Here is a 22,706-nt window from a genome sequence, read left to right as displayed (position 1 = left end):
AACGCCTCCGGCCCGGCGCTTGGACGGCCGGTGCCTCGATTCTTCCCGCCGCGGGCGGGGCGGCGGGCGTGAGGCTCGCGCGGATCATGTCACCTGACAAGGCCAGGACGCATGACGTTCCTGACAGGCTGGCGCGCCCCTCAGCGCCGGCCGAACATCCGTTCGAACTCGGCCTTGCCGAAGCGCAGCCAGGTCGGGCGCCCGTGCGAGCAGGTGGAGGCGCGCGGGGTGGCCTCCATCTGCCGCAGCAGGGCGGCCATCTCGGCCGGGTTCAGCCGGCGCCCGGCGCGAATCGAGCCATGGCAGGCCAGCCGCGCCACGGCGGCGTCCAGCCTGCGCTCCAGCGCGGTGGTTTCCTCCCACTCGGCCAGCTCGGCGCAGAGGTCGCGCAGCAGCGGCGCGGGGTCCGGGTTGCCGAGCAGGGCGGGGAGGGCGCGCACCAGCACCGCGCCGGCGCCGAAATCCTCCACCTCCAGCCCGAGCCGGGCGAGGGTGGGGGCGGCCGCCAGCAGGCGCTGCGTTTCCGGCCCGGGCAGCTCCACCACGGCGGGCAGCAGCAGCGGCTGGCTGCGCACCGCCCCCTCCAGCAGTTGCGCCTTCAGGGCCTCATGCGTCAGCCGCTCATGCGCGGCGTGCTGGTCCACCAGGATCAGCGCCCCGTCGGGCGCCTCGGCCAGGATGTAGGTTTCCAACAACTGACCCACCGGGCGGCCGAGCGGGCCTTCCCCGGCCATCTCGGGGAGCGAAGGGGGGGACGGGGACGGCTCCGGCCGGGGGTTCGGCAAGGCGAGCCGCAGCCCAGGCTGCCAGCCGAGCGGGCGCGCCGCCACGGGGGCGGTGAGCGGCGACGGGCCTTCGGCGAAACCGGTGGCGGCGGGGCCGGGGTCCATCGCCTCCCACTCGGCGGGGGCGGGCGGCGCGGCGGAGGGGCCGGCGCCCACCGCCAGGGCGCGCCGCAGCGCCGAGATCAGCGCGCCGCGCACCGCGCCCGCGTCGCGGAAGCGCAACTCGGTCTTCATCGGGTGGACGTTCACGTCCACGAGCTCCGGCGGCACGTCCAGGAAGAGCGCCGCCACCGGGTGCCGCCCGGCGGCGATCAGGTCGCGATAGGCCACCCGCAGGGCGGCGCGCAGCAGCGGGTCGCGCACCGGGCGGCGGTTGACCACGAGGTGCTGCTCGGCGGCGGTGGCGCGGGTCAGGGTGGGCAGCGCCGCCATGCCGTCGAGGTCGAGGTCGCTCCAGGCGCCGCTCACCGGCACCGCCGCCTTGGCGAAGTCCGGCCCCAGCAGGGCGGCGAGGCGGCTGGCGCGGTCGGCCGGGGCGAGGCTCAGCACGGCGCGGCCCTCCACCTCCATGCGGAAGGCCACCTCCGGCCAGGCCAGCGCCAGGCGCCGCACCGCCTCCACCGCATGGCCGGCCTCGGTGGGCGGGGTCTTGAGGAACTTTCGGCGGGCGGGCGTGGCGAAGAACAGGTCGCGCACCTCGACGCGGGTGCCCGGCGCGCCGGCGGCCGGGCGGATCTCGCCCTTCAGGCCCCCCTCCACCGCCAGGGAATGGGCCTCGCCGCCGGGCAGGCGGCTGGTCAGCACCAGCCGCGCGACGGCGGCGATCGAGGGCAGCGCCTCGCCACGGAAGCCCAGGGTGGCGATGCGGAAAAGCGCCTCCTCCTCCGGCAGCTTGGAGGTGGCGTGCCGCTCCACGGCGAGCGCGAGATCGGCGGGGGACATGCCGCAACCGTCATCCTCCACCAGGATGCGGCTGATGCCGCCGCCCTCCAGGCCCACCGCGATGCGCCGCGCCCCGGCATCCAGCGCGTTCTCCACCAGCTCCTTCACGGCGGCGGCGGGGCGCTCGACCACCTCGCCGGCCGCGATACGGTCGGCCGTGGTGGCGGAAAGGCGGCGGATGCGGTCCATGCTTTCCCCCTTAGCGCCCGCGAGGGGCGCCGGAAAAGGGCGCGGCCGGCGCCGCAGGGTCGCGCAATGCGCGAGGTCGGGGGCGGTTCCGCTTCCTCCGCGCGCAGCAATGGCCGATAATCTCCCTGCATTATTCAGGATCGCCCATGATGGACGCCACGGCCGAGGCCCGGCCCGCTCTCACCCTGGCCCAGGAACTGACCCAGCGGATCTATGGCGAAGACGTCTTCGCCGGCTTCACGCCTTCCCTGCCGCCGGACATGCAGGGCTGGAACAGCCGCCACGTGGCCTTCCGCGAGGTGATCGAGGCGGTGCGGCCGCGGATCATCGTGGATGTCGGGGTGTGGAAGGGCGCCTCGGTCAACTTCCTTTGCGAGACCATGCACAGCCTCGGCATCGAGGGCGCGGTGATCGCGGTGGACACCTTCCTGGGCAGCCCCGAGCACTGGAACCGCGAACGGCCGGACAACATCTTCGCCTCGCTGCGCTTCCAGCACGGCATGCCGGGCCTCTACTGGCAGTTCCTCAGCAACATGGCGCACCGCAAGCTGCAGGACCGGGTGGTGCCGCTGGTGCAGAGCAGCGAGAACGCGGCGGTGATCCTGAAGCGGCTGCGGATCGCGCCCGACATGATCCACATCGACGCCGCGCACGAATACGAGCCGGTGCTGCGCGACGCGCGGCTCTACTGGGACCTGCTGGCGCCGGGCGGCGTGCTGATCGGCGACGACTACAGCTGGAAGGGCGTCGCCAGGGCGGCGGACGAGTTCGCCGCCGAGATCGGCCAGCCGCTGACGGTGAACTCGCCCAAGTGGATCCTTCGCAAGCCGGACCGGCGCAAGGCGGCATAGCACGGAGGCCCGCTCGGGCCGCGGCAGGATGGGGCGGTGGGCGGCGGGTAATTTTCAAGAGGTGCCTGCCGGCGGCGGAACGCCTATGGAAGGACTCTGAACTCCTTCGTTCCCCCACAGGTACCATGCGCCAGAAAGTCCTCCCGGCGAACTTCCAGGCTGATGTCAGTGCCGTGGCCGGCGTGACGGCCGTCCCCTCCATCCTCAGCATGGCCTGCCGCATCACGGGCATGGGGTTCGCCGCCGTGGCCCGGGTCACGGAGGAGCGCTGGATCGCCTGCGCGACGTCCGACAGGATCGGGTTCGGCCTGAGGCCCGGTGACGAGCTCGAGGTGGAGACGACGATCTGCCACGAGATCCGGCAGCACCAGAGGCCCGTCATCATCAGCAACGTGGCCGAGGATGCGTGCTTCCGGCCGCACCACACGCCGGCGCTGTACGGCTTCCAGAGCTACATCTCAATTCCGATCATCCTGCCGGACGGTTCCTTCTTCGGCACCCTCTGCGCGATCGACCCGGAGCCGCGCGACCTCGACAGACCGGAGATCATCGGCACCTTCAGGCTTTTCGCCGAGCTGATCGCCTGCCACCTGGATGCGGGCATGAAGCTGGCGGCCTCGGAAACGGCGTTGCTGCAGGAGCGGGAACTGTCCGAGCTGCGGGAGCAGTTCATCGCCGTGCTGGGGCACGATCTGCGCAACCCGCTGGCCTCGGTCGCGGCCGGCATGCGGATCATCCTGCACAAGCCCGAGATGGCCGCCGAGGTGGCGGCGCCGATGCAGCAAAGCATCTCCCGCATGTCGGGCCTCATCGACGACGTGCTCGACTTCGCGCGGGGGCGGCTCGGGGGCGGCATGAGCATGGACATGGAATCGGACCTGCCGATCGGCCCTGTGCTCATGCAGGTGGTCCAGGAGCAGCAGAGCACGCATTCCGGCTGCGCCATCGAGTCCCGCTTCGACCTGGACGAGCCGGTGCGGTGCGACCATCGCCGCATGGCGCAGCTGCTTTCCAACCTGCTCGGCAATGCCCTGACGCACGGGGCGCCGAGCATGCCGGTGGTGGTGCGGGCGGTGGCGAGGGGCGGCCGTTTCGAGCTCTCGGTGGCCAACAGCGGCGAGCCGATCTCCCCCGCCGCGATGAAGCAGCTGTTCCAGCCATTCGTCCGGGGCGCCGTCCGGCCCAATCAGGAAGGCCTCGGCCTCGGCCTCTTCATCGTCGCCGAGATCGCTCGCGCGCATGGCGGCCAGATCGAGGTGTCATCCACCCGGACCGAGACGCGCTTCACCTTCCGGATGCCCACCGCGTCAGGGCAAGGGATGGGCGGCGCGGCGGCGCGGGCCGTCTGACCGGCGGCGGGCGGCCCCGTCGCCGGGCAGCCGCGCGCGGTGCCGGGGGGCGCCGAACCGCCCTAGAGCAGATCCCGTTCCGATTGTATCATCGGGACGGGTGAAGAGGCTCGTCAAAACAAACGGCCAGAGCATTTCCCGTGAGCCGGAGCGAATGGAAAATGCTCTAGCCCTGCAAACCCTGAAGTTGCCGGATGCGCTGGATCAGCCCGGTGGTCGAGGGATCATGCTCGCCGACCTGCCCCTCCGGCTCCAGCTCCGGCAGGATGGACTTGGCGAGCTGCTTGCCCAGCTCCACGCCCCACTGGTCGAAGGCGTCGATGTCCCAGAGCGCGCCGAGGCAGAAGACCTTGTGCTCGTAGAGCGCCACGAGCTGGCCCAGCGTATAGGCGTCCAGCCGGTCGAGCAGCAGGGTGGTGCTGGGGCGGTCGCCGGGAAACAGGCGGTGCGGCAGCAGGCGCTCGATCTCGTCGGGCGGGGTGCCGGCCTTGCGCATCTCGGCCCGCACCTCCTCCGCCGTGCGGCCGCGCAGCAGCGCCTCGGCCTGGGCCAGGCCGTTGGAGAGCAGCAGCCGGTGGTTCTCGGCATAGGGATGGTCGGGATTGGCCACCAGCACGAAGTCGGCCGGCACCGGGGTGGTGCCCTGGTGCAGCAGCTGCATGAAGGAGTGCTGCGCGTTGGTGCCGGGCTCGCCGAAGATCACCGGCCCGGTGTCGCGCTCCACCGGCGTGCCGCCGAGCGTGACCCGCTTGCCCAGGCTTTCCATCTCCAGCTGCTGGAGGTGGGCGGGGAAGCGCGAGAGGCGGTGGTCGTAGGGCAGGATGGCATGCGCCTTCAGCCCGAGCCCGTTGACGTGCCAGACGGTGATCAGCGCCAGCAGCAGCGGCAGGTTCTCCTCCGCCGGCGCGGACAGGAAATGCTCGTCCATCGCGCGGGCGCCGGCGAGCAGGTCGGAGAAGTCCTCCCAGCCGCAGCCGAGGGCGATGGAAAGGCCGATCGCCGACCACAGCGAGAAGCGCCCGCCCACCCAGTCACGGAAGCCGAAGACGCGGTCCGCCGGCACGCCGAAGGCCGCCGTCGCCTCGTGGTTGGTGGACAGCGCGACCATGTGCCGCCGCGCGCCCATCTCGCCGAGATTGCGCTCCAGCCAGCCGCGCACGACATGCGCGTTGGCCATGGTCTCGGCGGTGGTGAAGGTCTTGGAGGCCACCAGCATCAGCGTGCGCTGCGGGTTCAGCCGGGGACGGATGGCCTCCCAGTTGTGCGCGTCGGCATTGGCCAGGTAGAGCGGCCGCATCGGCGAGCGCACCGTCCACAGCGCGCGGGAGGCCATGAAGGGACCGAGGTCCGAGCCGCCGATGCCGATGTTGATGACGTCGGTGAAGGATTCGCCGGTGGCGCCGCGGATGTCGCCGGTGTGGACGGCATGGACGAAGCTCTGCATCGCCCGCAGCGTCTCCTCCACCGCCGCGCCGGCATCCTCCACCGTTCCATCGGTGTGGCGGGCGACGAAGCCGGCATTGCGCGAGGCGCGCAGCGCCATGTGCAGCACCGAGCGGCCCTCGGTCTGGTTGATCGGCTCGCCCGCCGCCATGGCGTCGCGCCGCGCCATCACGCCGGTGGCCCTGGCCAGCTCCAGCAGCGCCGCCAGGGACTCGTCGTCCACCGAGGTCTTGGAGAAGTCCATCTGGATGTCGCAGGCCTGCCGGTGGAAGCGCTGAAAGCGCTGCGGATCGGCGGCGAAGAGGGGACGGATGGCGCCGCTGCCCGGGCGGCGGGCCAGCGCGGCCACCCGGTTCCAGGCGGCCTCGCGGTCGAAAGGCGTCATGCGGCAATCTCCCCCATCATCCCCTCGCAAGCCAAAGCTTAGCCGTAATAGCTCAGAGGCCTTCGGGTTGCCCCGCCACGGTGACCGAAAGTCCGGCTGGCGCCAACAGGCGGGCCGCCACCTTGGCCGCCTGCTCGCGCGTGATTGCGGCAAGGCGCTCGGGGCGGCGGGCCAGCCAGTCCAGGGGGCGGCCGTTGCGGCGCATCGCCAGGAGGATGGCGGCGGTGCGCCGGCTGTCGGTGAACTGCAGGGGCTGGTTGCCGGTGAGGAAGGCCACCGCCTCCTCGATCTCGGCGGCGGTGGGGCCGGATTCGGCCATGCGCTTCCATTCGGCGCGCAGCACGGTGAGCGTTTCGCCGACGCGGGCATTGGCGGTGGCGCAGGAGCCGGCCAGCACGCTCTGGCCAAAGATCACCTCCAGCCCGGCGCCGATGCCGTAGGTCAGGCCGCGCTCCTCGCGGATGCTATGGGTCAGCCGCGCGGTGAAGCCGCCGCCGGCCAGGATGCGCAGCACCAGCTGCGCGGTTTCCCAGGCCGGGTCGTTCACGGGAATGCCGGGCTGGCCGAACAGGATGGCTGATTGCGGCGAGGCCACCGGCACCACCTGGGTGCCGAAATGGCGGAACTCCGGCAGGGGCGGCGGGTCCTCCACCTTGCCCTCGGGCAGGGCGCCGAACAGCGCCGGCAACAAGGCGGCCAGTTCGTCCGCGGTGATGGCGCCGGAGGCGGAGATCAGCAGCCCCGGCGCGCGGCGCAGGTGCCGTGCCAGGGCGGCGCGGAGCTGCTCCACGGTGAGGGCGGCGAGGCTTTCCTCCGTGCCGCCGGTCGGCCGGCCCGCCGGATGGTCGGGGAAGCCTGCCGCCCAGAAGGCCCGCGCGCCGCGTCCCTGCGGCCCTTCGAGCGAGCGCCGCACCATGGCGAGGGCGCGGGCGCGCTCCCGGGCCACGGCATCGGGCTCGAAGCGCGGCGCCGTCATGGCGAGCCGGGCGAGGCGGACGGCCTGCGGCAGGGCGGGCACAAGGGCGCGGAAGCCGCCCTGGAAACTGTCGCGGTCGGCCGAGAAATCGAGTCCGATCGCCTCGTCCTGCAAGGCGTCGGCGAAGGCCGTGGCGTCGAGCTCGCCGGCGCCCTCGGTCATCAGGTTGGCGGCGAGGCGGGCGGCACCCTCCTGGCCCCTGGGGTCCAGCGCGGCGCCGCCGGGCCAGGACCAGGTGATGCTGACCACCGGAACCGAATGGTCCTCCGCCAGCCAGGCGGTCAGGCCGCCGCCCTCCACCACCTGGATGGGCAGCGAGAAGCCGGTGCCGCTCATGCCGCGCCTTCCGGCAGCAGCCAGCCGACCATGGACTGCCGGGCGAGCACGGTGCGGGCGGCCTCCTCCACCTGGGCGCGGGTGACGGCGCGGATGCGCGCCGGCCAGTACTCGATGCCCTCCAGCGGCAGGCCGACCGCCAGGCCGGAGCCGAGGATGCGCGGCGCGGCGCCGAGGCTGTCCAGCGCCAGAAGCGTGCCGGCGGTGATCTGGCGGACCGAGCGCTCCACCTCGGCATCGGTGACGCCATCGTCGAGCAGGCGCTGGATCTCGGCGGTGACCGCCTGCTCCAGCCGGTCGGTCGTGGCGTCGCGCCGCGGCGTGACGGACAGCTCGACGCAGCCGGTGCCGAGGGCGTCGGTGTCATAGGCGCAGTGGGCGGAAACGGCGAGGCCGCTCTGCACCAGCGCCCTGTCGAGCCGCGAGCCCTGTCCGCCGCCGAGCAGGTGTGAAAGGACTTCCAGCGGGTGGGCGAGGCGGCTGGCCTCGGTGTCCGGAGGCAGGGAGGGAGCGATCCAGCCGCGCAGGAAGGCCGCCTCCTGCACCGTCGGCTCGCGCTGCACCAGCCGCTCCTGAAGCGGTGCGGGCGGCGCCGGCGCGCGGCCGCGATGGGCCTTGGGATAGGGGGCGGGGCGGCCCTGGATGCCGCCGTAGTCCTCCTCCGCGAGCTTCGCCACCGCCTCGCGCGAGACGGCGCCGGTCACCACCAGGGTGGCGTTCGCCGGCGTGTAGTAGCGGTGGTGGAACTCCAGCATGTCGTCGCGCGAAAGGGCGGCGACCTCGTCCGGCCAGCCGATCAGCGGCCGCCCGCGCCAGTGCTGGCGGCCCCAGAAATGCGCGTCCCAGGCCTCGCGGAAGCGCCCGCGCGGCGTGCTTTCGACGCGCTGGCGGCGCTCCTCCAGCACCACCTGGCGCTCGGCCTCGATCTCCTCGGCGGGAAAGCGGGCGGTGGCCATGCGGTCGGCCTCCATGCCCGCGACCAGCGGCAGGCGGCTGGCCTCGACGTTCTGGAAATAGGCGGTGACGTCGCGGCTGGTGAAGGCGTTGTCCTGCCCGCCCTCGCGCGCCACGCGGCGCGAGAAGGCGCCGGACGGGACATGCTCGCTGCCCTTGAACATCATGTGTTCGAGGAAGTGGGCAAGGCCGGACTTGCCCTGCGGGTCCTCTCCCGCGCCGACGCTGTAGAAGACGTAGTGCGCCACCACCGGCGCGCGCCGGTTCTCGGCATGCACCACGGTCAGCCCGTTGGGCAGCGTCCAGAGGCTGGCGCCGAACAGCGGCTTCTCCGCGCCGGCGGGCGGCGCGGCGGGGCTGGGTGGCGCGGCCTGCGCGGCGGGCAGCACGGCGAGCGCGGGAAGGGCGGCGGCGGCCGAGATGGCCGCGCGGCGGGACAAGGCGCACATGTCCCCATCAGATGGGCTTTCGCCCGCGCTGGCAACAGGGGCGCTCAGAACAGCCCCTGGAACAGGCCCTGCCGGCGCCGCTGGATGATGGGGGTCTCGCCTTCCTCGGCGCTGCGGCCGAGCGCGGCATTCTCGCGCAGGCGCTGCGATTCGCGTTGCGGGTCCACCACCGTGCCGGGCGGCGGGGCGTCGCGCCAGAACATTAGGCGATCCACCAGGCTGCGGCTGGCCTGCTCGACATGCAGGCTTTCCTCGTCCACGCGCGTGCGGATGTCGGTCGGCGCATCGCCGCCGGCGCGGGCCAGCAGCGCCTGCTCGCCGGCGGAGGGAGCGGTGGAGGCGCCGACGCCGAAGGCAGCGCCGGGGGCCAGGGTTGCCTCGCCGGCCTCGCGGCCGCGCAGCTCCTGCGGGCGCGGCGTGCCGGGGCGCGGCGGCGGCAGCTCGCCCAGCACCGGCGGCAGCGAGAGCGGCGCGCGGGTGACGACGCTGAACTCGTCCGGCGCGCTGCGGGTGAAGCCGAGCGTCCGCGCCGTGTCCGAGCCGCAGCCGGCGAGCAGCAGGCCGCAGCCGAGTGCCGCGAGGGCGGTGGTCGGGATGGGGCGGCGCGCCCGAATCCGGAAGGGAAGCTGCCTCATGGCGTTTCCTTAGCGGTGCGGCGGGAGACGAACAAGGCGTCGGCGATCAGCGCCGCGACACCCAGCACGATGGCCGCGTCGGCGAGGTTGAAGACGTACCAGTGCCAGTTGCCGGCCCAGGCGTCGGCGAAATCCACCACCGCGCCGAAGCGCAGCCGGTCGATGACGTTGCCGATGGCGCCGCCGACAATGCCGCCCAGCGCCACGGCGGTGAGGCGGTTCTCGGCGCGGGCGATCCAGCGCAGCAGGAACAGCGCCACCACCAGCGCCAGCACCGCCAGCAGCAGCCGGTGCCAGGGCGCGTCGCCCGCCAGCAGGCCGAAGGTGACGCCACGGTTCCACACCATGGTGAGGTCAAAGCCGACGCTCCCCAGGTTGAGCAGCTTCACCTGGCCGATCTCGGGCAGGCGGAGCACCTCCAGCACCCACCACTTGCTGAGCTGGTCCGCCGCCAGCACCGCGGCGGCGACCGGCAGGCCGAGCTTGAGGCTCATGCGCGGGCTTCGACCACGGCCTCGCAGCGCCGGCACAGCGCCGGGTGCGCCGCCGACTGGCCGACCTCCGGCAGCACGCGCCAGCAGCGGGCGCATTTCTCGCCCGGCGCATGGGCGAAGACGGCGGCCACGCCCGGCATCCCCTCCGGCGCCGCGGCGCCCCCAGGCGGGGGCTCGCCGGAGAGGGTGAGGCCGGAGGTGATGCAGAGCTCGGCCCAGGTCTCGGCCGGCAGCAGGCCGAGGGATTCCGGCGGCAGGTGCAGCACCGGTGCCGCCTGCAGCGAGGAGCCGATCTCGCCGGCGCCGCGCGCCTTCTCCAGCACGCCGGTCACGGCGCGCCGGATCTCGCGCACCCGGTCCCACTTGGCGGCCAGCGCCTCATCCCGCCACTCGGCCGGGAGTTCCGGGAAGCCCTGCAGATGGACGGAGCCCTCCTCCGAGGGGAAGCGGGCCTGCCAGGCCTCCTCGGCGGTGAAGGGCAGCACCGGGGCGAGCCAGGCGGTCAGGCAACGGTGCAGCGCGTCCAGCACGGTGCGGGCGGCGCGGCGGCGCGGGCTGTCCGCCGCGTCGCAGTAGAGGCTGTCCTTGCGGATGTCGAAGTAGAAGGCCGAGAGGTCGGTCGCGCAGAAGCCGTGGATCTCGGGATAGACGCCGTTCCAGTCGTAGTCGGCCACCGCCTTGCGCAGCCGCGCGTCCAGCTCGGAGAGCCTGTGCAGCACCCAGCGCTCCAGCTCCGGCAGCTCGGCATGGGGGAGCGTCTCGCTCTCCTCGAAGCCGGCGAGGCTGCCCAGCAGCCAGCGCAGCGTGTTGCGGATGCGGCGATAGAGTTCCGCCTGCTGGCCGAGGATGGTCTTGCCGATGCGCAGGTCGTCGGCGGTATCGGCGTTCATCACCCAGAGGCGCAGGATGTCGGCGCCGTACTGCTTGGTCACCTCCTGCGGGGCGGTGACGTTGCCGAGCGACTTCGACATCTTCCGGCCGGTCTCGTCCAGGACGAAGCCGTGGGTGAGGATGGCCTTGAAGGGCGCGTAGCCGTTGGTGCCGATGCTCTCCAGCAGGGAGGAGTGGAACCAGCCGCGATGCTGGTCCGAACCTTCCAGATAGAGGTCGGCGGGCACCGGCAGTCCGCGCGGGCGCAGCACGAAGGCATGGGTGGAGCCGGACTCGAACCAGACATCCACGATGTCCATCACCTGCTCGTAGTCGTCCGGGTTGCGGCCCTCTCCCAGGAAGCGGGCGGCGGCGCCGGGGCGGTACCAGGCATCCGCGCCTTCCTCGGCGAAGGCGGCGCAGATGCGGTCCAGCACGGCCTGCTCGCGCAGCACCTCGCCGGACTTCTTCTCGACGAAGACGGCGATCGGCACGCCCCAGGCGCGCTGGCGGCTGATGCACCAGTCCGGCCGCGCGGCGACCATGGAGCCGATGCGGTTGCGCCCCTGGTCCGGCACGAAATGGGTGTCGGCGATGGCCTGCAGCGCCTTGCCGCGGATGCGGTTGGCGTCGTCCATGGCGATGAACCACTGCGGCGTGGCGCGGAAGATGACCGGCTTCTTGGAGCGCCAGCTATGCGGGTAGCTGTGGGTGATGAAGCCCTTGCCGGCGAGGTGGCCCATCGCCTCCAGCGCCGCCCAGACCGGCTCATGCGCCTTGAAGACATGGATGCCCACGAAGCCCGGCGCCTGCACCGTGTAGGTGCCGTCGTCGGCCACGCATTCCGGCACGGCGATGCCGTGGGCGCGGGTGAGGTGGAAGTCATCCTCGCCATGCGCCGGGGCCATGTGGACGAGGCCGGTGCCCGCCTCGGTGGTGACGAAGTCCCCTTCCAGCAGCGGCACCTCGAAGGCATAGCCGACGCTGTTCCCCTGGGCGGCCTTGTCCCAGCCGCGCAGCGGATGGGCGGCGACGGCGCCTGCAAGCTCGGCGCCCTTGAAGACGCGCTTCACGGAGAAGGCGGCGAGCCCGACCTCCTTGGCGAAGGCGCCGAGCAGCGCCTCGGCGACGACGAAGCGCTGGCCCACGCGCGGCAGGGCGCCGTCATCGACGCCATCCACCACGACCAGCGCGTAATCGATCTCCGCGCCATAGGCCAGCGCCCGGTTGGCCGGGATGGTCCAGGGCGTGGTGGTCCAGATCACCGCCTCGGCGCCGACCAGGTCCTCGCTCGCGGCCTTGGTGAGGGGGAAGCCGGTGTAGAGGATGGCCGACTTGTGGTCATGGTACTCGACCTCGGCCTCGGCGAGCGCGGTCTTCTCCACCGGGCTCCACATCACCGGGCGCAGGCCGCGGTAGAGCGCGCCGTTCATCAGGAACTTGCCGATCTCGGCGGCGATGGCGGCCTCGGAGGGGAAGTCCATGGTGGCGTAGCGGCCGGCCCAGTCGCCGGCGACGCCCAGGCGCTTGAACTCCTCGCGCTGCACGTCCAGCCAGTGCGCGGCATAGGCGCGGCACTCGGCGCGGAACTCCAGCACCGGCACGGCGTCCTTGTCCCGCCCGCCCTGGTACTTGCCCTTGGGGTTGCGGTACTCCTCCTCGACCTTCCACTCGATCGGCAGGCCGTGGCAGTCCCAGCCGGGGACGTAGTCGGCATCCTTGCCGTCCATCTGGGCGGCGCGGTTGATGACGTCCTTCAGGATCTTGTTCAGCGCGTGGCCGATGTGCAGGGCGCCGTTCGCATAGGGCGGGCCGTCGTGCAGGACGAATTTCGGCCGCCCCGCCGACTGCGCGCGCAGCTTCTCCCAGAGGCCGATCCGCTCCCAGCGTTCCAGCCAGCCGGGCTCGCGCTTCGGCAGGTCGCCCTTCATCGGGAAGGAGGTCTGCGGCAGGAAGACGGTGGCGCGGTAGTCGCGGGTGCCGCTGTCGGAACGGGGAGTGTCGGAACGGGGGGTGTCGGAGCGGGGAGTGCCGGAGGGCTGGTCGTTCATGCGGTGAGGTCCATGCCGCCGCGAGGGGCGGGCTTCAGGCGGGGTTGGGGGTGGACGCGGTCAGGCTCCCGGTCCTTCACAAAGGACCGGGCTGCTAATTCGCGCCCCCGACTGCAGCGGCATGCCCAACATGCAGCGGTTTGTGAGGCGCCTGCGACGAGGGGTCAAGCGTGGCGCGACACAGCGCGGCTTTGGCGGTTTCCGCCCGTGGCGGGCCCCCGCCGGTTTCCGCGATCCGCCCTGACCGTCCGCAGCGGGGCGGCGGCGGAACCGCCCCGCCCCTGCTTCAGCGGAGCAGGCCGCGCATCGCCCTGCCGAGGCTGCCGCCGAGGTCTGGAAGGCCGAGCCCGGAGGGCCGCGCGGCGCCGGGCCGTTCCTGCTGCTCCATGATGTCGCGGCAGAGCGAGCGCACGGCCCGTTGCGGCGAGGCGGCGCAGCGGGCGGCTTCGGTTTCGGCGGCTGCCTTGTCGTGACGCAGCAGATGAAGCTCCAGCCGGTTCGGCAGCACGATGTCGGGGTTGCCGACGCTCCTGCCACCCTCGTCCAGGGTTGCCAGCGCGGCGGCCGGGCTGCCGGTCTGCTGCTCCAGCCTCGCCAGGGTGATGTAGCCTTCCAGCGGCAGGCCCGCCTCGCCCTTCACCCGCCGCAGCCCGTCCCGGGCCGCCTGGCTCTGCCCCAGTCCGATCTGGGCGACGGCAAGCTGATAGCGCGCGGCGGTGGAGTCGGGCGTTGCCGCCAATGCGGCCTGTGCCCAGCGCAGCGCCTCCTGCGGCTGGCCCTCCAGCAGCGCCTGTTGTGCCTGGGCGATGTTGTCCGCCGCCTCCCGCATCGCGCGGATGCGGGGGAGGTTGCGCAGCCGCTCGATCTCGCCAAGCTGGCCCGCACCCGCTGCGCGATCCGGGTAGGTGCGGTCCACATAGGCGAGCACGGCGGCCGACCGCTCGGCCGGGGGCGGGTGCCGGGTCTGGAGCTGCTGCTGGAAGTCCTTCGCGGCGCCGTTCGCCACGGCGACGAAGCCGTCCACCGCCTGGGACAGCATGCCGCGCAGATCACCCTTGACGAGGCGGTCGCCGAGCCCCGACTGCAAGGCGGCGCCGGCTTGCTCGGCCTGCGAGCGGGAGCGGGCGTACTCTCCCTGCAACCGGTCGAAGGCATCGCTGGCCGAACTCGGATCGAAGCCTGCCGCCGCCATCAGATCGACCCCGACAAGGTCGGCCTGCGCCTCCTGGCCACGGGCCCAGGCGGGATCGGCCACGGTGTCGAGCGCTTCCCGCAGCGTCATGGAGGAGGCCAGGCCGATCATCGTCGCCTTCCGCGCCTCCGCCTGGTCGCCTGGTCCGGAGAGCGCCTGCCGGCCGAGATTGGAGTTCGCCAGCATCGCGCCCGTCGCGATCACCTGGTCGCCCAGCTGGCGCAGGTCGCGCATCTGGCCGATCTCCTCCTCGCGCGTCGCGTTGTGGTAGCGCAGCAGATGGCCGAGTTCGTGCGCGACCACGAAGGCCATCTCATCCTCCGTCTCCACCTGCGTCAGGAGGCCGAGATTGACCCGGATGCGGCCATCCGCCTCGGCAACGGCGCCGTAGGCAGGGTCGGCGGTCAGCATCAGTCGCGGCTGGCGGGCAAGCCGGGCATGCGGCCAGGCGGCAAGCAGGCGCTGGCACAGCCGCTCCAGGTAGGCATCCACCGGGCGGTTGGCGACCGTCGCGTTGCGCGCGCCATAAAGCACCACGCTGCCGACGTCGCGGGCGTTGCCGAAGGTGCGCATCGGACCGCTGGTGGTTGCCGCCGTCAGGGGCGGGCTGGCGGCGTCGGCGATCACCTGCGGCTCATCGACATAGCGGCCCTTCAGGCTGGCCTGGAGCGCCGAGGAATCGACCGTGGCGCAGCCTGGCGCCAGCATGGCCAGCAGCGCCATGAGCGCGCGACGCCCGCGCCGTCGTGGAACAGCCAAGGGCGCGGTCAGCATGGCCGGCCGAATGCGCTGTTGCCGGTGGTCTGGCAGGGCGTGGTCGGCGCCCGCACACCCTGCGGCGTGGCGAGGCTGGTGCGGACCTCGGTTGCCGGGATGAAATAGAGTTTGCGGGTGCGCGGGTCCTCCACGACGAGAACCCTGTTCGCCTCCACCCTCCTGATGGGCAAGGGGAGGGGTGGCAGCATTTCGCGCGGGACGCGGTGGCCCACGGTTTCACCGGGGCCATCCAGCAGCACGACCTGCGGGCGGCGCCAGGCCACGACCTCGTCGGCCCGGGCGTCAGCCGGCGCCAGGAGGAAGGCGGTCAGCGCCAGCACGAGGCTCAGCAGGGGTGGCATCCAGCGAAACCTCGGCTTCCAGGGAAATGCGCGCGCAGATGACGTGCATGGCTTCCGGTGCGGCGTCATGGACGCTCTCCTTGTGTGCGTTGAGCCGTTGAAGGAGCTCCCGGACCCCCTTCTTCGCCTGGTCCTGCAACCGCACGAGCCTCGTGACGAGAGGGGCCAGGAGGTAGAGGAGGAGGTGGACGAGCGAGAACAGTCCAAGGGTCCAGGCGAAAAGCAGGAACAGGAGCGCCGCCGGCATGCCCTTTCCGCGGGCGAGCGGGCGAAGGATCGGCGCGCCGGGAAGGTCGGGCAGCCTGGCGGCCTCGGTGACCAGGAAGGCGATGAAGCCCGCCAGGAGCAGCAGCATGCTGTGCAGCTTGATGCCCCAGAGGAGGTTCAGCTCGGCCACCTCCGGCAGCACAGGCCAGGTCAGCAGGTTGTCGAGCGCCATGGCGTGCAGCATCACGCCAGGCACCATGGTGCCGAAGGGTGTCTCCAGGACGTCGCGGTCGCCGGTCAGGGCGGTACCGACCAGCACGACCTTGCCGCGCAGCGAATCCCGCACCCGCGGGTTCTGCTGCACGTCGTCGGCGCTCAGGGCCGCATGGTAGCTGCAAGGCTTCAGCGAGCCGGTCAGCAAGCCGAACAGAGTTTGCCAGGCCTCCAGGCTCAGCCAGGCGGCAAGGCCTGTCGCCAGAGGCCGGGGCTCCGGCGGGCAGGCCGGCGCGGCATCCGGGAAGGCAGGCTCGGGGCGATCGGCCACCCCCCAGGTCACCAGCAGCCCGCGGACGGCATCGGCCGGCATCAGGGGGCCGCCGGGCGGCAGCATGGCGGCCGCCCCGCCATCGTGTGCCGCAATCTGGCGGTCCGGCGCACCCGCGCGCCTCCCGCTGGTGATCTGGCCGAAGATGGCGAAGGCTGCCGTCGGCATGGCGCAGCCGCCCGCCGCCTCGGCCCGGATCCTGGCGGGATACAGGGACGGGGTGTCCCCCCGTGTCCACTGGATGGCGCCGACCGCGTCGGCCGCGGCTGCCAGTTCCGGCAGGATGGTGCCGGCTGCAGCCTTGCCGCAGCCTGGCGCGGCGGCGCCGTCTGAGGCGTGGCCCGTCGCCGCCTTGGGCAGGCCGATGCGGCTGGCCAGGACAACTTTCGTGCCGCCTGCGCGGAGCTTGCGGATGGCCTGCGCGATCTCTCCCACCGCCTCCTCCGAGGGCGCCGCCTCGGCGGAGAAGGCGTGCGGCTTCTCGAAGAGCAGGTCCAGAAAGACGGCTGCCGGCTCCGCCTTGGCCAGTTCGGCCAGGAATGGCGGATAGGCGTCCCAGCCGACCGGCCATTTCGGGCTGCCTGACGACTCGACGAAATAGTCGTCGATCAGCACCGGAACAATGCAGTCCCGTGCCGGGCGCCCCTCGCATCCGGCGATTTCGAAGCGGGACGAGGAGGTGGGATAGAAAAAGCTGAGCAGGTCGCTGGCGAGGCTGTAGGCAGCCTGATCCAGCGCATTCGCGATGCGCAGCGGAAACAGCAGGACGCAAACCAGAAGCAGGAGCAGCACAAGGGCCGCACAGGTGCGGATGATGGGTTGCAAACACGCCTCGCCGGTTTCCGTTCTGCAATGTCGGACAACCGTATCTCTTTCGCAACAAACTGACGGTTGTGCCGTCGGCATGTCCGGCGCTGGGCTCCAGTCCTGCCATACGGGCCGGGTGCTTCACCGTCGGAGGCGGACAAGGCCGCTGGGTCTCCTCCGATCGGACACGGGGAATGCCGCGCCACGGCTCCGGTCTGTTGGCCGCGAGGTCCGCGAGCAGGCCGAGGCGATGCGGCGCGACGCGGTTCGCCGTTCTGCGGCGCGTGGCGATCATGGTTCAACGAGGAACGCTGGCCACCCCGATCAGGGGCGGCATGGCGGCGCGGGTGCTCGCGCGGAGCGGAGGGCCAGCGCGCCTGCGGGTGGAACAGGCGGCGAGCGGCCTCGCGCATTGCCGCCGGGCGCCGGCTTCGGCATGAAGGCGGCCATGCAGCTTCTTTCCCCGGACGAGGCCATGAGCCTGCTGCGCGCGCATCCGCGCCTGCGGGCCGCCACCGCCCTTGACCGCCCCGGCTTCAGCCTGCCGGGCTTTCCCGGTCCTGTCGCCCGTTGCGTGCTGGGCAGCGCGCCGCCGCCGGAGCTGACGGCGCTTGGCCTGCGCGTTGAGGGAACGATGGAGGGCAACGCGCTGCTCTTCGACCCCGCGACCCCTTTCGCCGCCGGGCTGCGGCTTCGCTTCATCGGGCGGGGGGCGCGGAACAACCTGCTGGTGCTCGGCCCCGCCCCGCGGGTGCGGGCGGACCTCGCCGTCAGCGGCGCCGACAACTGCCTGGTGCTCGGCGACACGGAAGGCAAGGTCGCCCTGCGGCTGACGGTCAGGGGCGACAACTGCCTCTTTCTCGCCGGTGCCGGGATGAGCGCGAACGAGGCCAACATCCTGCTGCAGGGGGAGGGGCGCAGCATCGTCATCGGCGACGACTGCATGGCTTCCTCGGGGGTGGCGATCCGCAACTCGGATTCGCACGCCATCATCGACCTGGAGGCGGCGGAGCAGGTCAACCCGCCGCGGGACGTCGAGATCGGCGAGCATGTCTGGCTGGCCAATGGCGCGGTGGTGCTGAAGGGCGTGCGGATCGGCGCCGGCTGCATCGTCGCCGCCCGCGCCCTGGTCTCGCGCGACCTGCCGCCCTGCTGCCTGGGCGCCGGGATGCCGGCGCGGGTGATCCGCCGCGGCGTCACCTGGTCCCGCCGGCTTACCCCTTCCCGGGCCGAGATCGCGGCGCTGGTGAAGCGCTTCGAGGCACGGAGCGGCTCAGCCGCGGCCGAGCAGCTCCCGCGCGGCGGCGGCGTCGGCGGCGATCTGGGCCTTTAGCGCCTCCAGCCCGGCGAATTTCCGCTCCTCCCGCAGGAAGTGCAGCAGCGCCACGCCGATCTCCTGGCCGTAGAGGTCCTCGCCGAAGTCGAAGAGATGCGCCTCGACGCGGCTCTCGGTGCCGGCCACGGTCGGGCGCAGGCCGATATTGGCGACCCCCGGCACGCTGCGCCCGTCCGGCAGCCCGGCGCGGATGGCATAGACGCCGCGTGCCGGCTCCAGGTGCCGACCGAGCGGAATGTTGGCGGTGGGGAAGCCGATGGTGCGGCCGCGCTTGTCGCCATGGCTGACCTCGCCACGGATCGCCCAGGGGCGGCCGAGGGCGCGGGCGGCGCGCTCGGGGTAGCCGTCCTGCAGCAGGCGGCGGATGCGGGTGGAGGAGATCGGCCCGGCCTCGTCGGCCACCGGCGGCACCACGCTCAGCCCGATGCCCAGCCGCTCGGCGTGCCCGGCGAGAAAGCCGACGTCGCCGCCGCGCCGGTGGCCGAAGGCGAAATCGGTGCCGCAGGCCAGGTGCTTCGCCCTGAGCGCGCCGTGCAGCACCTTGGTGACGAAATCTTCCGCCGGCATGGCCGCGAAGGCGGCGTCGAAGGGCAGGGCGACCACATGCTGCGCCCCGGCGGCGCGCAGCGCCTGCGCCTTGGCCGGCGCGAGGGTCAGCCGGAAAGGCGGGTCGTCGGGCCGGAAATGCTCCCGCGGGTGCGGCTCGAAGGTCAGCGCCACCCGCGTCAGCTCGGGGCGGGCGGCATGGGCGGCGCGCAACACGGCGTGGTGGCCGAGATGCACGCCGTCGAAGTTGCCCAGCGCGACGGTGGCGCCCTGCGCCTCGGGTGGGATCGTGATCATCGCCGCGCTCCCCTGCTCAGCGCTCCGACCGCTCCGCCCACTTCTCGACGGCGACGGGCGCGAAGCTCTCCAGCGCGTCCAGCGCCTCCTCCGGCGCGGCGGCCAGCGTCACCATGGCGCGGTGCTTGGCGTGCAGGAAGCCCTCGCTCACCATGTGGTCGAGAACCGCGCCGAGGCGTTCCCAGTACCGCGCGGTGTTGAGGAAGACGAGGCCCTTGTCGTGGATGCCGAGCTGCGTCCAGGTGAAGGCCTCCACCGCCTCCTCCAGCGTGCCGATGCCGCCGGGCAGCACAACAAAGCCGTCCGCCAGGTCGGCCATCATCGCCTTGCGCTCGTGCATCGTGGCGACCACACGCAGCTCGGTGATGGCGCCATGCCCGAGTTCGCGCTGCATCAGCGTCTCGGGGATGATCCCGATCACCTCGGCCCCCGCGCGCATCGCCGCATCGGCCACGATGCCCATCAGCCCCACATGTCCGCCGCCGTAGATGAGGCCCAGGCCGCGGGCGGCAATGGCGCCGCCCAGCGCGCGCGCGGCGGCGGCATAAGCGGGGTTGAGGCCGGGATTGGAGCCGCAGAACACACAGACACGCTTCATGCAGATCAGTTCCTGGTGGTTTCGCGGCGCCCGGGAAGCCGGCGCCGCGCGGGCCTGGCCCCGGGCGGGCGGGCCTGCGGCCGGAAGCGGGCGCTGGCCGGCAGGTGCGCGCCGCTTCCCCCGCTTGCTCCGCTCTCGCGGCGCGAGGAGCCGCCCTGCAGGGCTTAACGCTCCCCGGCCGGATGGACAAGCTGAACCGGTGGCGCGACAACCCCGGCCTTCATTGCAAGAAAGGGAGGTCCCATGCCCGTCACGGAAATCGGCACCAGCGAACGCCTGCTGGAGGAGCTGCGCGGCTGGGTGGAGCACGAGACGCCCACCACCGACGCCGCCGCCATCGACGGGCTGATGGACAAGGCCGAGGCCGAGCTGCGCGCGGTGGGCGGCGCCATCGAGCGCGTTCCGGGCGTGGAGGGCTTCGGCGGCCATCTGGTGGCGCGCACCCCGGGCGAGGGGCGGCCGGTGCTGGTGGCCGGGCATCTCGACACGGTGTGGGGCCACGGCACCCTGGCCGGCCCGGTGCCCTTCCGCGTCGAGGGCGAGAAGGCGCATGGCCCCGGCATCTACGACATGAAGGCGGGCAGCTTCTTCGCCTTCCATTCGGTGCGCGAGATCCTGCGCCAGAAGGTGAAGACCCGCAGCCCCGTCACCCTGCTGCTGACCTCGGACGAGGAGGTGGGCAGCCCAACCAGCCGCGCCTTGATCGAGCGCGAGGCGCGGCGCGCCTGTGCCGTGCTGATCCCCGAGCCGGCCGGCAATCCCGGCCGCGCCTGCGTCACCGCGCGCAAGGGCGTCGGCCGCTTCGTGGTGAAGGTGCAGGGCACGAGCGCCCATGCCGGCGGCAACTGGGAGGAGGGGGCCAGCGCCATCGTCACCCTGGCGCGGCTGATCACCCAGATCCATGCCCTGGTGGACCTGCCCGGCGGCACCACCACCAACTGCGCCCCCGTCTGGGGTGGCACCCGGCCCAACGTGATCCCCAACGAGGCGGGCTGCGAGGTGGACTTCCGCGTCGCCACCGCCGCCGACGGCGCGCGCATCGAGGCGGCGGTGCGGGGCATGGCCGGGCCGCAGCCGGAGGGCACCCATGTCACCGTCACCGGCGGCATGAACCGCCCGCCGATGGAGGAAAGCCCCGCCAGCCTGGCGCTCCATGCCCGCGCGCAGGAGATCGCCGCCCGCATCGGCTACGACCTGCCGAGGCAGCACCGCGGCGGCGGCTCGGACGGCAACTTCACCGCCGCGCTCGGCGTGCCGACGCTGGACGGGCTCGGCTGCTCCGGCGCGGGCGCGCATGCGGAGTTCGAGCACGTTCTGTGGCGCGAGCTGGCGCCGCGCTGCGCGACCCTCTGCGAGCTGCTGGAGACGCTGGGGGACTGAGAAAAGCCGGGGAAAGGAATTCCTCCGGATCCCCATCCTTCTTCTTCGAGTCTCCCGCGCGGGTGGGAGGCGCCGCGCGAGACCGACAAGAAAAAGAAGGGGCTTCGGGGGACTTCATTCCCCCGACCTGCTGCATTGCGCCGCACTCGCCACGATGACCTAATCCGCCGACGAAACCCCGCTTCAGGAGCCCCCCATGGCCGAGGCCGACCACCTGACCCCGCTCCTGGAGCCAATGGTGCTGCTTGCCGCCGCCGTGGTCGCGGTGCCGCTGGCCAAGCGGCTCGGGCTGGGTTCGGTGCTGGGATACATCGCCGCGGGCGCGGCGATCGGGCCTTCGGTGCTCGGGCTGTTCGCCGCGCCCGGGCGGGTGGCGGGGGTGGCGGAGCTGGGGGTCGTGCTGCTGCTCTTCGTTATCGGATTGGAGCTGAACCTTGGCCGCCTCTGGGCCTTGCGGAAGGACATCCTGGGCCTTGGCACCGCGCAGGTTCTGGGCTGCGGCGGCCTGGCGGCGGCCGGGCTGATGCTGGCGGCGGGCTGGGCGGCGCCGGCGGCCAGCGTCGCCGGGCTGGGCCTGGCGCTCTCCTCCACGGCACTGGTCATGCCGCTGCTGGAGGAGCGCGGCGAGCTGCAATCACCGCAGGGGCAAGTGGCCTTCGCCGTGCTGTTGCTGCAGGATCTCGCCATTGTGCCGCTGCTGGCGCTGGTCGCCTTCCTCTCGCCACAGGAAGCGCCGCGCGAGGGCTCCATCTGGGGCGCCGTGGCACTGGCCGTGGCGGCGGTCGCCGTGGTGGTGCTGGTCGGCCGCTTCCTGCTCAATCCGTTCTTCAGCCTGCTCGGGCGCGCCGGCACGCGGGAGATCATGACCGCCGCCGTGCTGCTGGTGGTGCTGGGGGCGGCGTCGCTGATGGCGATGGCGGGGCTTTCCATGGCCATGGGCGCCTTCTTGGCCGGGGTGCTGCTGGCGGAATCCAACTACCGCCACGAGCTGGAGGCCGATATCGAGCCGTTCCGCGGGCTGCTGCTCGGGCTGTTCTTCCTGTCCGTCGGCATGAGCGTGGATCTTGGCGTGGTGGCGGCGCAGTGGCCGGTGCTGCTGGCCGGGGTGGCGGGGCTGGTGGCGGTGAAGGTGCTGGCGACGCACTGGCTGGCGCGCGCCTTCGGCCACTCGCCCGGTACGGCGCTGCGCACCGCGCTGCTGCTGGCCCAGGCCGGGGAGTTCGGCTTCGTGCTCTACTCGGCCGCCGCCGCCGCGGGCGTGATGCGGCCGGAGCAGGCGAGCCTGCTGGTGGCGCTGGTGACGCTCTCCATGGCGGCGACGCCGCCGCTGGTGCGCTTCGGCCCCGCCTTCCTGCGGAGCTGCGGCCAGAAGGTGCCGGAGGAGGATTTCTCCGACGCCCGGGGCAACGTGCTGCTGGTCGGCTTCGGCCGCTTCGGGCAGCTGGTGGCGCAGGTGCTGCTGCGCCACGGCGTCAGCCTGACGCTGCTCGACTCCGACGTGAACCGCATCGAGGAGGCGGGCCGCTTCGGCGCCCGGGTGCATTACGGCGACGGCACGCGGCTGGACGTGCTGCGCGCCGCAGGCGCGGGGCGGGTGCGGATGATCCTGGTCTGCACCGACCGGCCGGAAACCACCAACCGCATCGTCGGCGTGGTGCAGGAGGCGTTTCCGGATACGCCCTGCTTCGCCCGCGCCTGGGACCGGCGGCATGCGCTGGAGCTGCTGGCGCGCGGCATCGACGGGCAGGTGCGGGAGACGCTGGAATCCGCGCTCGCCCTGGGGCGAGAGGCCCTCGTGGGCCTCGGCGTTTCGCGCGACATGGCGGAGGCGGTGGAGCAGGACGTGCGCGACCGCGACCGGGAGCGGCTGAAGGCGCAGCAGCTTGGCGGCTTCTTCGTGGCCACGGATCACTACAAGGTGCGGCCGGAGCCGCTGACGCCGCCGCGGCGCGAGAAGCAGCCGGGCTGAGGA

General features: G+C 72.5%; 17 protein-coding genes. 5 read left to right on the top strand and 12 right to left on the bottom strand.

Going from position 1 to position 22,706, the window contains the following annotated elements; genetic code table 11:
- Window positions 1–140: 140 nt before the first annotated feature.
- The gene (gene mutL, locus E0493_RS10735) at window positions 141–1,916 is read right to left on the bottom strand and encodes a DNA mismatch repair endonuclease MutL (RefSeq protein WP_160936934.1); all 1,776 of its coding nucleotides are present in this window, start codon (window positions 1,914–1,916) and stop codon (window positions 141–143) included.
- Window positions 1,917–2,062: 146 nt separating this feature from the next.
- On the opposite strand from mutL, the gene E0493_RS10730 reads away from it, so the two are divergent.
- Together E0493_RS10730 and E0493_RS10725 are read left to right on the top strand one after the other, a co-directional pair.
- Window positions 2,063–2,767 carry a class I SAM-dependent methyltransferase gene (locus E0493_RS10730; RefSeq protein WP_160936933.1) on the top strand — a complete coding sequence of 235 codons (705 nt, stop codon included), beginning with the start codon at window positions 2,063–2,065 and terminating at the stop codon, window positions 2,765–2,767.
- Window positions 2,768–2,940: 173 nt separating this feature from the next.
- Window positions 2,941–4,116: a GAF domain-containing sensor histidine kinase gene (locus tag E0493_RS10725; protein WP_367614490.1), complete on the top strand. Its 1,176-nt coding sequence runs from the start codon at window positions 2,941–2,943 to the stop codon at window positions 4,114–4,116.
- A gap of 166 nt (window positions 4,117–4,282) precedes the next feature.
- Here the strand turns inward: E0493_RS10725 and pgi are convergent, their stop codons facing one another.
- From pgi to E0493_RS10680, 9 genes are all read right to left on the bottom strand, one after another.
- Window positions 4,283–5,944 (bottom strand): glucose-6-phosphate isomerase, encoded by a 1,662-nt coding sequence (gene pgi, locus E0493_RS10720; protein ID WP_160936931.1) that lies wholly within the window; start codon window positions 5,942–5,944, stop codon window positions 4,283–4,285.
- A gap of 52 nt (window positions 5,945–5,996) precedes the next feature.
- On the bottom strand, window positions 5,997–7,256 hold the full coding sequence (locus E0493_RS10715; protein WP_160936930.1) for a M16 family metallopeptidase: 1,260 nt from the start codon (window positions 7,254–7,256) through the stop codon (window positions 5,997–5,999).
- Window positions 7,253–8,659 (bottom strand): M16 family metallopeptidase, encoded by a 1,407-nt coding sequence (locus E0493_RS10710; protein ID WP_160936929.1) that lies wholly within the window; start codon window positions 8,657–8,659, stop codon window positions 7,253–7,255. The genes E0493_RS10715 and E0493_RS10710 overlap by 4 nt, the downstream gene beginning before the upstream one ends.
- 44 nt (window positions 8,660–8,703) lie before the next feature.
- A complete protein-coding gene (locus E0493_RS10705; RefSeq protein ID WP_160936928.1) occupies window positions 8,704–9,294 on the bottom strand; it encodes a DUF3035 domain-containing protein in 591 nt (196 codons plus the stop codon).
- A complete protein-coding gene (gene lspA / locus E0493_RS10700; RefSeq protein WP_160936927.1) occupies window positions 9,291–9,788 on the bottom strand; it encodes a signal peptidase II in 498 nt (165 codons plus the stop codon). Before lspA ends, E0493_RS10705 begins: the two co-directional genes overlap by 4 nt.
- A complete protein-coding gene (gene ileS / locus E0493_RS10695; protein ID WP_160936926.1) occupies window positions 9,785–12,709 on the bottom strand; it encodes an isoleucine--tRNA ligase in 2,925 nt (974 codons plus the stop codon). The genes lspA and ileS overlap by 4 nt, the downstream gene beginning before the upstream one ends.
- Window positions 12,710–12,995: 286 nt before the next feature.
- Entirely contained in the window at window positions 12,996–14,624 is a 1,629-nt protein-coding gene (locus tag E0493_RS10690; protein WP_160936925.1) for a M48 family metalloprotease, read from the bottom strand.
- Window positions 14,625–14,668: 44 nt separating this feature from the next.
- Complete coding sequence (locus E0493_RS10685) at window positions 14,669–15,019, bottom strand: hypothetical protein (RefSeq protein WP_160936924.1); 351 nt, start codon at window positions 15,017–15,019, stop codon at window positions 14,669–14,671.
- Window positions 14,961–16,562 (bottom strand): CHASE2 domain-containing protein, encoded by a 1,602-nt coding sequence (locus E0493_RS10680; RefSeq protein WP_160936923.1) that lies wholly within the window; start codon window positions 16,560–16,562, stop codon window positions 14,961–14,963. The genes E0493_RS10685 and E0493_RS10680 overlap by 59 nt, the downstream gene beginning before the upstream one ends.
- A gap of 463 nt (window positions 16,563–17,025) precedes the next feature.
- Between E0493_RS10680 and E0493_RS23330 the strand changes: the two genes are divergently transcribed.
- The gene (locus E0493_RS23330) at window positions 17,026–17,910 is read left to right on the top strand and encodes an acyltransferase (RefSeq protein ID WP_160936922.1); all 885 of its coding nucleotides are present in this window, start codon (window positions 17,026–17,028) and stop codon (window positions 17,908–17,910) included.
- Here the strand turns inward: E0493_RS23330 and E0493_RS10670 are convergent.
- Both E0493_RS10670 and E0493_RS10665 read right to left on the bottom strand, forming a co-directional pair.
- Window positions 17,851–18,756 (bottom strand): bifunctional riboflavin kinase/FAD synthetase, encoded by a 906-nt coding sequence (locus E0493_RS10670; RefSeq protein ID WP_160936921.1) that lies wholly within the window; start codon window positions 18,754–18,756, stop codon window positions 17,851–17,853. The genes E0493_RS23330 and E0493_RS10670 overlap by 60 nt on opposite strands.
- A gap of 16 nt (window positions 18,757–18,772) precedes the next feature.
- Window positions 18,773–19,354, bottom strand: coding sequence for an LOG family protein (locus tag E0493_RS10665; RefSeq protein WP_160936920.1), 582 nt, complete (start codon window positions 19,352–19,354; stop codon window positions 18,773–18,775).
- Window positions 19,355–19,597: 243 nt separating this feature from the next.
- Between E0493_RS10665 and E0493_RS10660 the strand changes: the two genes are divergently transcribed.
- Together E0493_RS10660 and E0493_RS10655 are read left to right on the top strand one after the other, a co-directional pair.
- Window positions 19,598–20,734, top strand: coding sequence for a M20 family metallopeptidase (locus tag E0493_RS10660; RefSeq protein WP_160936919.1), 1,137 nt, complete (start codon window positions 19,598–19,600; stop codon window positions 20,732–20,734).
- A 196-nt stretch (window positions 20,735–20,930) separates the two neighbouring features.
- Window positions 20,931–22,703, top strand: a complete 1,773-nt coding sequence (locus E0493_RS10655) for a monovalent cation:proton antiporter-2 (CPA2) family protein (protein ID WP_160936918.1) — start codon at window positions 20,931–20,933, stop codon at window positions 22,701–22,703.
- Window positions 22,704–22,706: the final 3 nt, after the last annotated feature.

It is taken from the genome of Teichococcus coralli, assembly GCF_009829925.1.
Classification (GTDB): Bacteria; Pseudomonadota; Alphaproteobacteria; order Acetobacterales; family Acetobacteraceae; genus Pseudoroseomonas; species Pseudoroseomonas coralli.
Note: the sequence above shows the minus strand (reverse complement) of the source record. Positions and strands in the feature narration are given on the sequence as shown.

What these genes read in the sequence shown, in the direction of transcription:
- E0493_RS23330 (WP_160936922.1), top strand. Translation starts at nt 17,026, where the DNA reads ATGCAGCTTCTTTCCCCGGACGAGGCCATGAGCCTGCTGCGCGCGCAT.
- E0493_RS10705 (WP_160936928.1), bottom strand. Translation starts at nt 9,294, where the DNA reads ATGAGGCAGCTTCCCTTCCGGATTCGGGCGCGCCGCCCCATCCCGACC.
- E0493_RS10685 (WP_160936924.1), bottom strand. Translation starts at nt 15,019, where the DNA reads ATGCCACCCCTGCTGAGCCTCGTGCTGGCGCTGACCGCCTTCCTCCTG.
- E0493_RS10710 (WP_160936929.1), bottom strand. Translation starts at nt 8,659, where the DNA reads ATGTGCGCCTTGTCCCGCCGCGCGGCCATCTCGGCCGCCGCCGCCCTT.
- mutL (WP_160936934.1), bottom strand. Translation starts at nt 1,916, where the DNA reads ATGGACCGCATCCGCCGCCTTTCCGCCACCACGGCCGACCGTATCGCG.
- pgi (WP_160936931.1), bottom strand. Translation starts at nt 5,944, where the DNA reads ATGACGCCTTTCGACCGCGAGGCCGCCTGGAACCGGGTGGCCGCGCTG.
- E0493_RS10660 (WP_160936919.1), top strand. Translation starts at nt 19,598, where the DNA reads ATGCCCGTCACGGAAATCGGCACCAGCGAACGCCTGCTGGAGGAGCTG.
- E0493_RS10655 (WP_160936918.1), top strand. Translation starts at nt 20,931, where the DNA reads ATGGCCGAGGCCGACCACCTGACCCCGCTCCTGGAGCCAATGGTGCTG.
- E0493_RS10730 (WP_160936933.1), top strand. Translation starts at nt 2,063, where the DNA reads ATGATGGACGCCACGGCCGAGGCCCGGCCCGCTCTCACCCTGGCCCAG.
- ileS (WP_160936926.1), bottom strand. Translation starts at nt 12,709, where the DNA reads ATGAACGACCAGCCCTCCGGCACTCCCCGCTCCGACACCCCCCGTTCC.
- E0493_RS10715 (WP_160936930.1), bottom strand. Translation starts at nt 7,256, where the DNA reads ATGAGCGGCACCGGCTTCTCGCTGCCCATCCAGGTGGTGGAGGGCGGC.
- E0493_RS10665 (WP_160936920.1), bottom strand. Translation starts at nt 19,354, where the DNA reads ATGAAGCGTGTCTGTGTGTTCTGCGGCTCCAATCCCGGCCTCAACCCC.
- E0493_RS10670 (WP_160936921.1), bottom strand. Translation starts at nt 18,756, where the DNA reads ATGATCACGATCCCACCCGAGGCGCAGGGCGCCACCGTCGCGCTGGGC.
- E0493_RS10690 (WP_160936925.1), bottom strand. Translation starts at nt 14,624, where the DNA reads ATGGCGCTGCTGGCCATGCTGGCGCCAGGCTGCGCCACGGTCGATTCC.
- lspA (WP_160936927.1), bottom strand. Translation starts at nt 9,788, where the DNA reads ATGAGCCTCAAGCTCGGCCTGCCGGTCGCCGCCGCGGTGCTGGCGGCG.